Source organism: Subtercola sp. PAMC28395 (assembly GCF_018889995.1).
Classification (GTDB): Bacteria; Actinomycetota; Actinomycetes; order Actinomycetales; family Microbacteriaceae; genus Subtercola.
In genome coordinates this window covers 544,172-558,346 of record NZ_CP076547.1, presented here as the reverse complement: position 1 = coordinate 558,346, position 14,175 = coordinate 544,172, and the positions used below count along the sequence as shown (strand labels likewise).

The 14,175-nt window shown below is 66.2% G+C and carries 13 protein-coding genes; 10 read left to right on the top strand and 3 right to left on the bottom strand.

The annotated features are described in order from the left end of the window. The first annotated feature begins 35 nt into the window (after positions 1-35). The 3 genes from KPL76_RS02695 to ccsB are packed head-to-tail and all read left to right on the top strand — an operon-like array spanning position 36 to position 3,486. A complete protein-coding gene (locus KPL76_RS02695) occupies positions 36-716 on the top strand; it encodes a cytochrome c biogenesis CcdA family protein (RefSeq protein WP_216335957.1) in 681 nt (226 codons plus the stop codon). Further along, a complete protein-coding gene (locus KPL76_RS02690; protein ID WP_216334965.1) occupies positions 700-2,385 on the top strand; it encodes a cytochrome c biogenesis protein ResB in 1,686 nt (561 codons plus the stop codon). The genes KPL76_RS02695 and KPL76_RS02690 overlap by 17 nt, the downstream gene beginning before the upstream one ends. A gap of 57 nt (positions 2,386-2,442) precedes the next feature. Next, positions 2,443-3,486: a c-type cytochrome biogenesis protein CcsB gene (ccsB, locus tag KPL76_RS02685; protein ID WP_216335955.1), complete on the top strand. Its 1,044-nt coding sequence runs from the start codon at positions 2,443-2,445 to the stop codon at positions 3,484-3,486. A gap of 24 nt (positions 3,487-3,510) precedes the next feature. Here ccsB and KPL76_RS02680 read toward each other — a convergent pair whose 3' ends face one another. Beyond that, complete coding sequence (locus KPL76_RS02680) at positions 3,511-4,530, bottom strand: o-succinylbenzoate synthase (RefSeq protein ID WP_216334963.1); 1,020 nt, start codon at positions 4,528-4,530, stop codon at positions 3,511-3,513. 71 nt (positions 4,531-4,601) lie between these two features. Between KPL76_RS02680 and KPL76_RS02675 the strand changes: the two genes are divergently transcribed. The 3 genes from KPL76_RS02675 to KPL76_RS02665 all read left to right on the top strand — a co-directional run bounded on the left by KPL76_RS02675 (position 4,602) and on the right by KPL76_RS02665 (position 8,057). Next, positions 4,602-5,519, top strand: a complete 918-nt coding sequence (locus KPL76_RS02675) for a 1,4-dihydroxy-2-naphthoyl-CoA synthase (RefSeq protein ID WP_216334961.1) — start codon at positions 4,602-4,604, stop codon at positions 5,517-5,519. Positions 5,520-5,625: 106 nt separating this feature from the next. Further along, positions 5,626-7,029: an AMP-binding protein gene (locus KPL76_RS02670; RefSeq protein WP_253202127.1), complete on the top strand. Its 1,404-nt coding sequence runs from the start codon at positions 5,626-5,628 to the stop codon at positions 7,027-7,029. Between the two features lie 65 nt (positions 7,030-7,094). After that, positions 7,095-8,057 (top strand): 1,4-dihydroxy-2-naphthoate polyprenyltransferase, encoded by a 963-nt coding sequence (locus KPL76_RS02665; protein ID WP_253202126.1) that lies wholly within the window; start codon positions 7,095-7,097, stop codon positions 8,055-8,057. A gap of 37 nt (positions 8,058-8,094) precedes the next feature. Here KPL76_RS02665 and KPL76_RS02660 read toward each other — a convergent pair whose 3' ends face one another. Continuing rightward, a complete protein-coding gene (locus tag KPL76_RS02660) occupies positions 8,095-8,394 on the bottom strand; it encodes a DUF4229 domain-containing protein (protein ID WP_216334959.1) in 300 nt (99 codons plus the stop codon). 101 nt (positions 8,395-8,495) lie between these two features. On the opposite strand from KPL76_RS02660, the gene KPL76_RS02655 reads away from it, so the two are divergent. After that, positions 8,496-8,861: a PLD nuclease N-terminal domain-containing protein gene (locus tag KPL76_RS02655; protein ID WP_216334957.1), complete on the top strand. Its 366-nt coding sequence runs from the start codon at positions 8,496-8,498 to the stop codon at positions 8,859-8,861. Next, the gene (menD, locus tag KPL76_RS02650) at positions 8,858-10,798 is read left to right on the top strand and encodes a 2-succinyl-5-enolpyruvyl-6-hydroxy-3-cyclohexene-1-carboxylic-acid synthase (protein ID WP_253202125.1); all 1,941 of its coding nucleotides are present in this window, start codon (positions 8,858-8,860) and stop codon (positions 10,796-10,798) included. The genes KPL76_RS02655 and menD overlap by 4 nt, the downstream gene beginning before the upstream one ends. A gap of 143 nt (positions 10,799-10,941) precedes the next feature. Here the strand turns inward: menD and KPL76_RS02645 are convergent, their stop codons facing one another. After that, on the bottom strand, positions 10,942-12,204 hold the full coding sequence (locus KPL76_RS02645; protein WP_253202124.1) for an isochorismate synthase MenF: 1,263 nt from the start codon (positions 12,202-12,204) through the stop codon (positions 10,942-10,944). A gap of 103 nt (positions 12,205-12,307) precedes the next feature. Between KPL76_RS02645 and ubiE the strand changes: the two genes are divergently transcribed. Further along, positions 12,308-13,048 carry a bifunctional demethylmenaquinone methyltransferase/2-methoxy-6-polyprenyl-1,4-benzoquinol methylase UbiE gene (gene ubiE / locus KPL76_RS02640; RefSeq protein WP_216334950.1) on the top strand — a complete coding sequence of 247 codons (741 nt, stop codon included), beginning with the start codon at positions 12,308-12,310 and terminating at the stop codon, positions 13,046-13,048. A gap of 9 nt (positions 13,049-13,057) precedes the next feature. Further along, positions 13,058-14,158: a polyprenyl synthetase family protein gene (locus tag KPL76_RS02635; RefSeq protein WP_371733929.1), complete on the top strand. Its 1,101-nt coding sequence runs from the start codon at positions 13,058-13,060 to the stop codon at positions 14,156-14,158. The last annotated feature ends 17 nt before the right edge of the window (positions 14,159-14,175 follow it).

Here is a 14,175-nt window from a genome sequence, read left to right as displayed (position 1 = left end):
TGAACGGCCAGCTGCTCGTGGCGATACCCATCGCGATGCTGGCCGGCCTGGTCTCGTTCGCTTCGCCGTGTGTGCTGCCGCTCGTACCGGGTTACCTCGCGTACGTCGGCGGGTTGAGCGAGCCGGGCGAACGAGCGAACCGTCGCAGGGTGCTTCTGGGTATCAGCCTCTTCGTTCTCGGGTTCTCCCTCGTCTTCGTGGCAGCCTCGACGCTGTTCGGTGCGTTGGGTGTGTGGCTTCTGGTCTGGGGCGACGTCATCACGCGGGTGCTGGGTGTCGTCGTCATTCTGCTCGGACTTGTGTTCATCGGGCAGTTCAGTTTCATGCAGCGCACCTTCAAGCCTTCGTGGCGACCGGCAACCGGGCTGGCAGGTGCCCCCATTCTCGGCATTGTTTTCGGTCTGGGCTGGACTCCGTGCATCGGCCCGACCCTCGGCGCCATCCAGGCGCTCAGCCTCAGCGGCGGATCGGCATTCAGTGGCGCGCTGCTCGGGCTCTTCTACTGCCTCGGTCTCGGGATCCCGTTCCTGCTGGTGGCGCTCGGCCTGAACTGGGTCACGCACTCCATCGCATTCCTGAAGCGGCATATTCGCTTCATCAACATTCTCGGGGGAGCAGGGCTCGTCGTGATCGGTATTCTCATGGTCAGCGGTCTCTGGACCGCCTGGACCTACCAGCTTCAGGCGGTGATCACAGGTTTTGTCCCGGCCATCTGATCACATCGACTCACCCGACCCCTCGGTTGCCATCTCTGGCCCCGGCGGCGACGACATCGTGCAGCCCAAACTCGGCCTGGTGGGCTGGTTGCGCTGGTTCTGGCGACAGCTCACCAGCATGCGCACAGCGCTCTTCCTCCTGTTGCTGCTGGCGTTCGCGGCTGTTCCCGGTTCGCTCGTTCCCCAGCGCGCCGCCGACCCGAACGGCGTCACCCAGTACTTCGCCGACAACCCGTCGCTGGCGCCGTTCCTCGACAAGCTGCAGGCCTTCGATGTCTACACCTCGGTGTGGTTCTCGAGCATCTACCTGCTGCTCTTCATCTCACTCGTCGGCTGTGTCATACCGCGCGCGAAGCACCACTTCGACGCCCTCCGCGCGAAGCCTCCACGTACCCCACGCAATCTCGCGCGGCTGGGTGGATTCCAGAAGCGTGAGCTCGCAGCCGAATCGGGCACCAGTGCGGTGCAGGCCATCGAGGTCGCCCGGCGCCAGCTGCGCAAATCGGGGTACCGGGTCGTGGTCTTCGCCGACGCCGGTGCCGATGGCTCCACTGACACGGCCTCGGTCTCGGCCGAGCGTGGGTACGCCCGTGAGACGGGCAACCTCGTCTTTCACGCAGCTCTGGTGGGCATCCTGATGACCGTCGGTGTCGGCGGGGGCTTCGGCTTCGCGGGCCAGCGCACCCTCGTCGAGGGCGGAGGCACGTTCGTGAACACGCTGAGCGCCTTCGACACCTTCAACCCCGGCCGGTTCTTCAGCGAGAACTCGCTCGACCCGTACTCGTTGAAGCTCGACCAGTTCACGGCAACCTACGAGACGAAGGCAGACGGAGCCTTCGGGCAGCCGATCGACTACAACGCCACGGTCACCACACAGGAGAAGGGCCAGCCAGCGCAGCAGTCGACCATCAAGGTCAACTCGCCGCTCCGCATCGGTGGCACCGACGTCTACCTGCTGGGCAACGGCTACGCTCCCACGATCACCGTGAAAGACCCAGCAGGCAACGTGGTGTTCACTGACTCGGTGCCGTTCCTGCCGCAGGACGCGAACCTGACCAGCGTCGGTGTGGTGAAGATTCCGGATGGCCTGGCCAGACAGCTCGGCATGATCGGGTTCTTCTACCCCACGCAGGCGACGTCAACGACCGGTGCGTTCTACTCCTCGTACCCTGACGCGCAGTATCCCGTCCTCACGCTCAACGTGTATGACGGAGACCTGGGGCTGAACGGCGGAGTGCCGACCTCGGTCTACTCGCTGAATACCGACAAGATGACGCAGCTCACCGGAGGCAAGACCGGGGTCAAGTCGATCGAACTCAAGCCGGGCGACAGCCAGAGCCTGCCCGACGGGCTCGGCACGATCAGCTTCGACGCCGTTCACCGTTATGCCTCGCTGGACATCCACCACGACCCGACCCAGGGCTGGGTGCTGCTGTTCGCAGCGTCTGCGCTGGGTGGCCTGCTCATCTCGCTGTTCATCCCGCGCCGGCGCGTCTGGGTCAAGGCGACAGAGCGCAGCGACGGTACCCTGACCCTCGAATATGCGGGGCTCGCACGCGGCGAAGACCCGCGTCTCGTGAGCGCTGTGACCGAGATCGCAGACAGGCACACGAAGACCCTCAGCGACGCCCCAGATGCACCCATTCCCGCCGACCGAACAAACACTTAGGCTTACACCGTGACGCTAACTCTCGACGAGTATTCGATCTTCTTCCTGTACGGGGCCATGGTCCTCTACGCCGCGGCCTTCATCGCGTTCGCTCTCGACCTGGCTCGGCGTTCCGCGCAGGTCTCCAAGGGCAACCTGGTCAGTGTCGACGGTACTGTGACGACCCCTGCGCCCGCCCGCGAGACCGTCGGGGCGGCAGTCGGTGCCGGGGGCGTCGGCTCGCCCGTGGTTGGTTCGGCCCCAGAAAGTGCACCAGCGACCCAGAACCCGGGCGGCCGCTTGTTCGGCGGGCGCGGGTCTGGTTCTGCGGGCGTCACTGCGGCCGACGGCAGCACGTCGAGCCGCTCGCTGAGCCTGCGCCTCGGCGTCGCGTTCACCCTCATCGGGTTCCTGCTCGAAGTGACGGCTGACATCCTGCGTGGCATTGCCGCCAACCGGGTGCCGTGGGCGAACATGTACGAGTTCTCGATGACCGGCACGGTGCTGATTGTGGGCGTCTTCCTCCTCGTCATCACCCGCGTCGACCTGCGCTTCCTCGGTACCTTCGTCACCGGCCTCGTACTCATTCTGCTCGGCATCTCGACGGTGAACTACTACGTGGTGATCGCCCCGCTGCCGCCGGCGCTCCAGTCGGCGTGGCTCGTGATCCACGTGTTCGTGGCGAGTCTCGGTACCGCATTCTTTGCGCTCGGGTTCGCTCTGTCGGGCATCCAGTTGCTGCAGTACCGGCGTGAGACCATCACAACCGGGGCGAAGTTCCTGAAGCTCAAGTTCCTGGCGTCACTGCCCGACTCGGTCAGGCTCGAGAACCTCGCCTACCGGGTGAACATCGTCGGGTTCGTGTTCTGGACCTTCACGCTCATTGCCGGCGCAGTGTGGGCTGAGCGAGCCTGGGGCCGCTACTGGGGCTGGGACACCAAAGAGGTCTGGACCTTCATCATCTGGGTCATCTACGCCGGGTACATCCACGCCCGGGCGACCCGGGGCTGGCGCGGTTCGCGCTCGGCGGTGCTCGCGATCATCGGCTTCGGCGCGGTGCTGTTCAACTTCGGCGTGGTGAACGTGTTCTTCCACGGCCTGCACTCCTACTCCGGCCTGTAGACCGCCGAAGCTCCTGGGGCCAGATCAGCCGGCGTGGCGGCCTGACGACTCGCTGAGGGCCTCGAGCAGGCCGTAGGTGCGCATGAGCCGTTCGCGCCACCAGACGTCGCGGTCGCGAGCCGCGAGGTTGTTCTCGACCAGCGTCTCGTCGAGCACCGGACGTACCACCGGGATTGCGCCGTCGACAGGCAGCAGCGGTTCGGCGGTGACATCGGCCGCCAGCAGGGCAGCGGTCGCGAGACCGCAGTCGTATTCCAGATTCGGAATGCACGCTGCGAGGTGAGCGCCCATGGCGATTCCGATCGAGGTGTCGAGGGCAGACGAGACCACGACGGGCAGGCCCGCTCGCTCGACGATGTCGAGAGCTGAATGGATGCCCCCCAGGGGCTGGGCCTTGATGACGAGCAGATCGGCGGCACCCCGGCGAGCCACGTCGAGCGGATCATCCACCTTGCGCACGCTCTCGTCGGCTGCGATGGGGATTCCCATGTACTTGACGCGCTGCCGGATCTCCCAGAGTTCGTCGACGGTCGCGCAGGGCTGTTCGACGTACTCGAGGTCGAACTCGGCGAGAGCGTGGATGGCGTGCTCGGCCTCGTCGACGTTCCAGCCCCCGTTGGCGTCGAGGCGGATGCGGCCCTCGGTGCCGATGAAGGCGCGCGTCGCCCTGACCCTGGCGATGTCGTCGCTGAGCGACTGGCCACGTTCGGCTACCTTCACCTTGACCGTTCGGCAGCCAGGGTAACGGGCGAGAATCTGCTCGACGTCGGGTTCTGCGACGGCAGGCAGCGTGGCGTTCACGGGGATACGGTCACGCAACAGATGTGGGGTCTCGCTCCAGCCGAAATCGATGGCTGCGGCCAGCCAGGCCAGGCTCTCGGTGTCGTCGTATTCGACGAACGGAGAGAACTCGGTGGCCCCGAGCGGGCCCCTCAGAATGACTGCCTCCCGGGCATCCACACCGCGGAAGCGCGTATTCAACGGCAGCGAAACGACGCTGGCCAGTTCGAGCAGCTCGGTCAGCGTCGGCAGAGGGCGGTTCATTTGGGGCATGCCCCATTGTCCCGCTGAACAGCCGAGGCGCGCACCACCGGGCCGAAGGCTAGGCTGAACAGATGGTCACCGAACAGCCCTTTGTCTCTGAAATCTTCGATGCTGGTTCATGGAAGATCGCTCCCGGAGCGGAGTCGATGACGGACATCTCCTATCACCACGACCTCCAGGGCCAGGTTGCACGGATCGCATTCAACCGGCCGGAGGTGCGAAACGCGTTCCGCCCGCACACGGTCGACGAGCTCTACCGTGCGCTCGACGATGCCCGCCAAAACCCGCGCATCGGTGCGGTTCTGCTCACCGGGAACGGCCCGAGCCCGAAAGACGGCGGCTGGGCGTTCTGCAGCGGCGGCGACCAACGGATCCGCGGCCGCGACGGGTACCAGTACGCCGAGGGCGACGGGGCCGGGCTGAACGCGGCATCGACGGGCCGGCTGCACATTCTCGAGGTGCAGAGGCTCATCAGGTTCATGCCGAAGGTCGTCATCGCGGTGGTGCCCGGCTGGGCAGCTGGCGGCGGGCACTCGCTGCACGTTGTCTGCGACCTCTCCATCGCCAGTGAGGAGCACGCGAAGTTCAAGCAGACCGACGCTGACGTGGGGTCGTTCGACGCGGGCTACGGCAGCGCCTACTTCGCCCGGCAGATCGGCCAGAAGAATGCTCGCGAGGTGTTCTTTCTGGCGCGGGAGTACAGTGCGAAGCGGGCCCACGAGATGGGGGCCGTAAACGCAGTTGTGCCCCACGCTGAACTCGAGGCGACTGCCCTCGACTGGGCGCGCACTATTCTCACCAAGTCGCCCACGGCCATCCGGATGCTCAAATTCGCGTTCAACGCGGTGGACGACGGTCTCGTGGGGCAGCAGGTCTTCGCCGGTGAGGCGACCCGGCTCGCCTACGGCACCGACGAGGCCGTCGAGGGGCGCGACTCGTTCCTGCAGAAGCGCGAGCCCGACTGGTCACCGTTCCCCTACCACTACTGAACCGTCCCCCCGTTCGTCCACGCGCCCTCGCACGTGCAGTGTGCACGTAGCGCCCCGTGTAGACGAACGAGTGGATGCCTTCCGTTGAGACCGTAGGGTGGATGACGTGACGCGACGACTTGAGGTGATCGGCGGTGGGGACCCTGCCGCGGTGACGGTTGCGCTGAAGGCGGCGCTCGACGGCAGTGGTCCGGCGATCCTGCCGCGCGAACGGCGCACTGACGCCGCAGTGCCCGGTCGGCGTGTCGGCTCGGTAGGTGACATCGAATTCGCGGGCGGTCACGGCGGTCTCGGCGAGGGTGTTCAGGTCGGCGAGTCGACGGCAGCGGTCGACCCGCCGGATGTTAGGCCCGCAAGAGCCACCCAACCCACTCCCGCCGGTGTGCCGGATGCCAGGCCCGCAGTAGGCACACGAACCACTCCCGCCAGTGTGCCACGAGTGGTCGTTGAGGAGACAGGGCGACCCCTGTCACGCGAGGTGCCGAAGCGGGTGTCTCTCGTCGTCGAGACCTCGGGCACGTCGGGCGTGCCGAAGCGAGTTGCCCTGAGCGCCGACGCGTTGCTGGCGAGCGCGGCCGCCACCGAATCGGTGCTCGGCGGGGGAGGCCAATGGTTGCTGGCATTGCCCACGCACTACATCGCGGGCATGCAGGTGCTCGTGCGCTCCATCGTCGCGGGCACGCAGCCCGTTGTCATGCCTGCCGGGCACTTCGACCCTGCGGAGTTCGCGGCACTCGTGGACGAGCTGACCGCGCCGTTGAAGTTCACGTCGATCGTGCCGGCCCAACTGGCCAGACTGGTTGATGCCGCTGGCGGTTCGCCGGGCATCCGGGACTCGCTCCGGCGACTGGATGCCCTGCTCATCGGCGGCCAGGCGGTACCCCAGGCGCTTTTCACTGCGGCCCTCGACCTCGGGCTGAGGGCAGTGCGAACCTACGGCTCGAGCGAGACCAGCGGTGGATGCGTCTACGACGGCCGACCCATCGGCCAGGCCGTCGCGCGGGTCACCGCTGGCGAACTCGAGCTCGGTGGTCCGACGCTGGCCGAGGGGTATCTCGGCGACGAGGAGCTGACGGCGCAGAAGTTCTACTCCGACGCTGGCCATCGCTGGTATCGAACCGCAGACGGCGGGGACGTCACCGAAGGCATCGTCAGCATCACCGGGCGGCTCGACAACGTGATGATCTCCGGCGGGATCAAGGTCGCTCTCGATTGGGTCGAGCGCGTCGTGCAGTCAGTACCGGGGTACGGAACCGCGATCGTGACAGCGGTGCCGAGCGAGGCGTGGGGGCAGGCGGCCGCCGTCGTCGTCGCGCGCCCCAGCGCGGGCACGGGTACCGCCTCCCGTGATGATTCACTCGTCACGCTACAGGCTGCGGTGACGGCGAGTGTCGGTCGTGCTGCCGCCCCGACGCGAGTGGTCTTCGTCGACACGCTGCCGACGTTGAGCTCGGGCAAGCCCGACCGGTTGGCAATCACGCGGATGCTCGCCGAAAGTCCGTCAGAGTGACAGGGTTCTGCGTGCTGTCGGCCCCCCGCAGCATCCATTCGGCTGTGCACTCGTAGAATCTTCTGGTGGCACAAACCAAACGCAAGAGGTCGGGTCACCCGGCTGGCAAGAAGCAGCACTCGGCTCCGAACAAGCTCACCACGCCGACGGCGGCGATGTGGATCGCCGGGGCGCGAATTCGAACGCTGCCGCTCGCAATCGCGCCCGTTGCGCTCGGTGTGGGCGCCTCGACGATCATCACCGGTGGATTCGGCACGATCAACTGGGCGCTGGCTGCGCTGAGCCTCGGTGTTGCGCTGTTCCTGCAGATCGGGGTGAACTACTCGAACGACTACTCCGACGGCGTGCGTGGCACTGACGAGTTCAGGGTCGGGCCGCCGCGCCTGACCGGCTCCGGGGTGGCGAACCCGAAGCGGGTGCTCGCCGTCGCCGTCATTTTCTTCACCCTGGGCGCTCTCGCGGGCCTTGCGATCGTCGTGCTGACCGGACACTACTGGCTGTTGATCCCTGGCGTCATCGCCATTGCGGCCGCGTACTTCTACACCGGGGGCAAGCGGCCGTATGGCTACTACGGCTTCGGCGAAGTCTTCGTGTTCATCTTCTTCGGCGTTGTGGCCACGGTCGGCACGACCTACATCCTCTCCGGCACGTACAACGTCGAGTCTCTGGTCGCCAGCGTGGGTGCCGGGGCCATCGCGTGTGCGGTGTTGATGGCGAACAACATCCGCGACATCGACCAGGACAAGGTGGCGAAGAAGCGCACGCTCGCCGTGCTGGTCGGCAACCGTGTCGCCCGCGTTGTGTACGTGCTCTTCATGCTTGTGGCCTACGTGGTCGCGGCACTCGTCTCGTGGATCTATCCGCTGGCTCTGCTGGTGTTCTTCACGCTGTTGATCGCGATTCCGGCGGCACTCATTGTGCTCACCGGCAAGACCGCAAAGGAGTTCATCCTGGCGCTGAAGCTCACCAGCCTCGTGGGGCTGGTCTACGGGCTGGCACTTGCGAGCGTGTTCGCGTTCAGTTACTGAGCGTTCAGTTATTACCGAACGTTCAGCTGCGGGACGTTCAGCTGCGGGACGCCGGGTCGCCGTCTACGACGGCGTCTTCGTTCTCTTCGTCTGAGCCGGCTTTCTCGGGTGCGCGCGGAGCCACTTTGCCCTCGCCATGCCGTGCCTCATAGAGGCCCTGCGCAAGCTGCTCGCGGGGCTTGCGCAAGAAGATGTACGACGCACAGAGCGAGATGACGGCGGCCACGGCCGCGGCAATCCACGGTGTCATCTGCGTCAGAAGCAGCAGTGCGAGAACCACCGCAAACAGGCCGATCCTGATCAGCGAGTAAACCAACCACATTCGACTTGTTTTCACTCCTACAGTTTATCGAAGCCGTTCTGAGCGCTTGCCGTACGTCTCCCACAGACACAGCAAACAGAAGGTTTAGCACCTGCGCCAGGGCGTATGGTTTGACTATGGCTCGTCTCTTGGTTGGTCTCGTCGCAGTGGCGGTGGCTTTCTCTGTGTACGCGCTCGTGGACTGCATTCTGTTCGCCCGAGCGCGCGTGCGAGGGTTGCCCAAGCTGGTGTGGGTTTTCATCGTGCTCCTCTTCCCCGTCATCGGAGCCGTGCTCTGGTTCCTTGTCGGCAGGGGCCGGGAGAATCCCCGCCTGCAGCCCGTCTACCGCACAGTGGGTCCAGATGACGACCCCGACTTCCTCGGCAACCTCCGCGCAGAGCCGGTCACCGATGCACAGCTTCGCGAACTCGAGCAGCAACTCGCCGAGATCGACGACGACCCTGACGCAGGGAGAGCCGACACCGGCAGATCCGAGCGGTGACCAGGGCGCACATCTCCACGGGCAGCCCGGCTGCTGATTTCTCGCTCGCACTCCTGCAGGAGTTCCACCGGCTCGGGGTGAAAGACGCGGTGCTTTCGCCGGGTTCCCGCTCACAGGGGCTGGCCCTCGCGCTTGCAGAATTCGATCGGGCGAACCTCATCGACCTCCAGGTGCGCATCGACGAACGCACCTCGGGGTTCACTGCCCTGGGCCTCGCCATCGAAACCGGCCAACCTGCCCTCGTCGTCACCACCTCCGGCACGGCTGTCGCAAACCTGCTGCCAGCTGTGCTGGAGGCCAGCCACTCGAGTGTGCCGATGCTTGTTCTGAGCTCTGACCGCCCCGCTGAACTGCGCGGCACCGGCGGCAACCAGACGACCTGGCAGCCGGGCATCTTCGGGCGCTTCGTCCGGCACTCCATCGACGTCGGCGCGCCGGGCGGGCAGGCAGGCGAACCTTCTCTTGCAATCGCCATCGCCCGAGAGGCCTACGAAGCGGCGGTGGGAATCCACAGTGGCCGCCCGGGCCCGGTCCACGTCAACCTTCAGTTCCGTGAACCACTCTCGGCGTCGGTTCCCGACCTGGTCCCGAACCCGCTCGCTTTTGCTGGTGAGCAGCCGGAGACGAGTGAGGTCGTCATCGGAGAGCCTTCGCCGGGCACAGTCACACTCGACGACCATCTTCGCGCCTCGCACGCCGCGGCTGGGGGCCTTCAGCCCGCCCCCCTCGAGCTCGCCCGCGGCCCACGCACCATCGTCATCGCAGGCCACGGCGCTGGCAGGGCGGCCGAGCAGCTCGCCCACGAAGGCGGGTGGCCGCTGGTCGCTGAACCCTCCAGTGGATCCAGATTCGGGCGCAACCTCGTGGTCGCATACCGAGAGCTGCTGAACGACCCCGATTTCGGCGGCAGGGTCGAACGAGCCATTGTCTTCGGCCACCCGACTCTCTCGCGCGAGGTCCCTATTCTCTCGCTGCGGGAGGGCGTCGAGACCATCGTCGTCACACCTGACGCCGACGCCCACTTTCAAGCCGCAGAGCAGTTCGCCCGCGCCAGTGCCGATGCGGGCGACAACGTCGATCCCCGTGCTGTATTCCGCCGAAGAGCGGTGACCGACGACGCAATCGGTCTGTACAATCCTGGCCACCGGGTCTCTCGGTTTGCCTCCTCGGTGACGGTCGCAACCGATCCGACGGCAGGCGGTGCTAGCCCGGAAGGCCGTGACGCTCCGGATGATCGTGACTGGCTCCGATTGTGGGTGCTCGCGAGCCGGGCCATCGTCGCGTCCCAGCTCGACGAGGTCGCCCCGCCGAACCCCGACGACGCTCGCTCCCCCGACATCGCCGTGCGCCGCGACTACCGCCTGGCCGAACTCGCTGCGCTGCGCGCCCCGATCACGAGGCGCGTTCTCGCTCTGGCCCTTTGGCAGGCGACCTGGCCGCACGACCGGCTCGTGCTCGGTGCCTCACGCCTCATCCGGGATCTCGACCGAGTTGTGCCGGGCAAGAACATCCGCGTGCACTCGAACCGTGGGCTGGCCGGCATCGACGGCACCATTGCCACGGCGATCGGCATCGCGCTCGCGAGCCAGCGCGGCGCCGATTCTGTCGGCGTCACCAGGCTGCTTCTCGGCGACCTCACGCTCCTCCACGATGTGGGGAGCATGCTGCTCGGTGTGGGGGAGCGACGGCCGCGCATCCAGCTCGTCGTCGCGAATGACGGGGGCGGCACGATCTTCGACACGCTCGAAGTCGCCGATACCGCGAACCGTGCGGCATTCGACCGGGTGATGTTCACCCCGCAGTCCGTCGATATCGCCTCCCTTGCGAAGGCGTACGGCTGGGCCTACTCGATCGTGTCGACCCGTACTGACCTCGACAGCGCGCTCACGGCCCAAGTGACCGTCCCCGCGATCGTCGAGGTCCGTCTGCCTCGCTGACCACCGCCGATACCGCTCTCGGCCTGACGCGATAGGCCCTCTGACGCGGCTCGGGAGTGCGTATCGCGTCATCTCGACATCGATACCGGCTCACACGACAGATCGCGGAGCCGCAGGCAAGCCCGCGGAGTGATGCAGCAGTGCTACGCGAACGCCTCGACGATCGGCCGGAACTTCATGCGCGTCTCGAGGAACTCGTGGTCGGGTTGCGACTCGGCCACGATGCCCGCGCCGGCGTACGCCGTGATGTCTCCGTCGCCGGCGACCTGGGCGCAGCGCAGGGCGACAGCCCATTCGCCGTCGCCGTCGGCCCCGACCCAGCCGACCGGGCCCGCGTAGCGACCACGGTCGAAGGGTTCGAGTTCGCCGATGAGTCGCAGGGCATCCGGGGTCGGGGTGCCTGCGACGGCCGCCGTGGGGTGCAGTGAGGCGATCAGGTCGAGCGAAGTCGAGCCGTCGCTGAGCGCGCCTTCGACGTCGCTGGCGAGGTGCCAGAGGTTCGGCAGTTTGAGGGTGAAGGGGATCTCGCTCGTGATGAGCGTTCGACTGTGCGGCGACAGCGCGGTGAGCACGCTCGCCACGGCGAAGCGGTGTTCGTCGAGGTCTTTGGCGCTCGTGGCGAGTGCGACGGCCTGGTCGTGGTCTGCCTCAGCATCACGGCCGCGCGAAATCGTGCCGGCCAGAACCCGGGCAGACACGGTGCCACGGTCAACGCGTACCAGCGTCTCGGGGCTCGAGCCGATGAGGCCGTCGACCGCGAACGTCCAGCAGTCGGGGTAGCCCAGGGCGAGGTCGGTGATGACGCGCCGCAGGTCGGCCCCCTCCGGCAGATGCCCCACGAGGTCGCGCGCGAGAACGACTTTTTCGAGGTCGCCGGCGAGAATGTGCGCCACAGCCTTCTCGACGGCGCCGCGGTAGGTGTCGGGTTTCGAAGCCCCCGGCAGCAGAGAAATACGGTACTCCTCGCCGAGCTGCCTCCCGCCAGGCAGCGATGGATGATCGCCCGGCACGGTCTCGCCCGGCTGGAGTACGGTCACCTTCGTCACCCAGAACTGCCCGTCGCGCTTGCCGATGATCAGCTGCGGAACGATGAGCACGCTGGGCAGTGACGAGTCTCCTGCGAAGGTGAACGCGCCGAAGGCGATGAGCCCGGTGCCGGGAGAGCCGAGAGGGTTGACGACGGTCGCCGCATCAGCGACTTCGCGCCAGCGCGCGCACGCGTCGACGATCCGTGATTCGCCCGAGAACTCCAGGCGCAGCGCTGTGCCGATGCCGGCCATGCCCTGGCCCATGCGGATCCAGAGCAATGGGTCTCGCGAGTCGATCAGCGGGACGAGGAGTCGGATGTCGCCCACCGGGAGTGTTTCAACGTACAGCCGGGGTTTGTGCGGCGCGGAATCAGTCACGAAGCAACCCTACGCCGCACCCCGCGGATTGGGCCGCCAGCGATCGGCCCGGGCATCCTGAGCGTTTCCCGTGAGCCCTGATACAGCGAACTAAACTTGGAAGGTGTCCAAGGCCGACCTCAGTAAGCAACCCGCGCAGGTTTCTGCGATGTTCGACGATGTGTCGACCCACTACGACCGCACAAACAACGTGCTCTCGGCGGGTAACGATGTGCTCTGGCGCATCGCGACGACCAAAGCTGTCTCCCCGAGGCCGGGTGAGCGCATTCTCGACCTCGCGGCCGGCACGGGAACATCAAGCGCCTCTCTCGCCAGGCACGTGAAGAATGGGGTGGGCGGTGCCCATGTCGTTGCGGCCGATTTCTCGCCCGGAATGATCGAGGTCGGTAAGCGCCAGCAGGCGGGCAACCCGAACATCGAATTCATCGTGGCTGATGGCATGAACCTTCCGTTTGGCGACAATCAGTTCGATGCTGTGACGATATCGTTCGGGCTCCGGAACATCGTCGACCCGAAGGTCGCACTCGGTGAGCTCTACCGGGTCACCAAGCCCGGCGGCCGGATCGTGATCTGCGAATTCAGCACACCACCGTTCACGCCGATCAGGGTCGGTTATTCGACGTATCTTCAGCGGGTGATGCCGGCGGTGGCCCGGGTGGCAAGCTCGAATCCCGCCGCCTACATCTACCTCGCAGAGTCGATCAAAGATTGGCCGAACCAGACCACGCTCAGCCGGTGGCTCTCAGAAGCGGGTTTCCAACAGGTGGGCTATCGTAATCTGACCTTCGGCATCGTCGCCCTGCACCGTGGCGTGAAGCCCTCGAGCCCGCAGCCGACTCAGTAGGCTTGACACGTGAAGCCGACGAACCGCTCCGCGGACATTTTCTGGGGCGCCAACCCCTCCAAGGGGGCTAGGCGCAGCCAGCCCTCGACGGCCTCGCTCTCGCTGGCTGAACGACTCTTCTCCACCGCCGACGACCGCAAGGCCTACCGCGCGGTCGAGGAGGGCATCGAACGCCTCGAGAAGAACCTCGTCACCGAAACGGCCTTCCACGACGGCATGGCCGAGGTGTCGGCCCGGTACCTGCTCGACGCCGGCGGCAAGCGTGTTCGCCCCCTCCTGGCGTTTCTGACCGCGCAGCTCGGCGACGGTGTCACCGACGACGTGATCACCGCGGCAACGTCGATCGAACTCATTCACCTCGCCTCGCTCTACCACGACGACGTGATGGACGAAGCGGAGCAGCGTCGAGGCGTGCCCACCGCACACACGGTGTGGAGTAACTCCATCGCTATCCTCACCGGAGACCTGTTGTTCGCCCGCGCGAGCAAGCTGCTCTCGATTCTCGGTGAAAGGGCGATCCGCCTGCAGGCCGACACCTTCGAACGGCTCTGCCTCGGACAACTGCACGAGACGGTCGGGCCGCGCCCCGGCGAAGACCCGATTGTGCACTACCTCCAGGTGCTCGCCGACAAGACCGGGTCGCTGATTGCGGCATCCGCGCAGCTCGGAGTGCTCGTGTCGAACGCGCCAGAGGCATACCAGCAGGCCGTCTTCGACTTCGGTGAGAAGATCGGCATCGCGTTCCAACTCGTCGATGATGTCATCGACCTGGCTCCCCAGAGCGACGAGACGGGTAAGACGGCCGGCACTGACATCCGTGCCGGCGTCGTCACACTGCCCCTGCTGTACCTGCAGCGAGACGCGCCGACCGACCCGACGGCGGCCGGGCTCCTCCGTCGGCTCGACCCTGAACTCATCGCCGTCACACCCGACGCCGACGTCGACGCCCTGATCGCTGAACTCCGCGCCCACCCGGTCACGGCTGAGACCATCGTCGAATCCCGCCGGTGGGCCGATGACGCCGTCGCGGCCCTCGCACCCCTCCCCGACGGCACGATCAAGAAGACGCTCGTCAAGTTCGCCGCCACCATGGTCGAACGTTCGAGCTGACCACAAACGTAAGGAAC

Bases quoted from the DNA above. Each gene is read 5' to 3' on its own strand.
- KPL76_RS02695 (WP_216335957.1), top strand. From the start codon at position 36: ATGCTGGCCGGCCTGGTCTCGTTCGCTTCGCCGTGTGTGCTGCCGCTC.
- ccsB (WP_216335955.1), top strand. From the start codon at position 2,443: ATGGTCCTCTACGCCGCGGCCTTCATCGCGTTCGCTCTCGACCTGGCT.
- KPL76_RS02680 (WP_216334963.1), bottom strand. From the start codon at position 4,530: ATGAACCGCCCTCTGCCGACGCTGACCGAGCTGCTCGAACTGGCCAGC.
- KPL76_RS02675 (WP_216334961.1), top strand. From the start codon at position 4,602: ATGGTCACCGAACAGCCCTTTGTCTCTGAAATCTTCGATGCTGGTTCA.
- KPL76_RS02655 (WP_216334957.1), top strand. From the start codon at position 8,496: ATGGCTCGTCTCTTGGTTGGTCTCGTCGCAGTGGCGGTGGCTTTCTCT.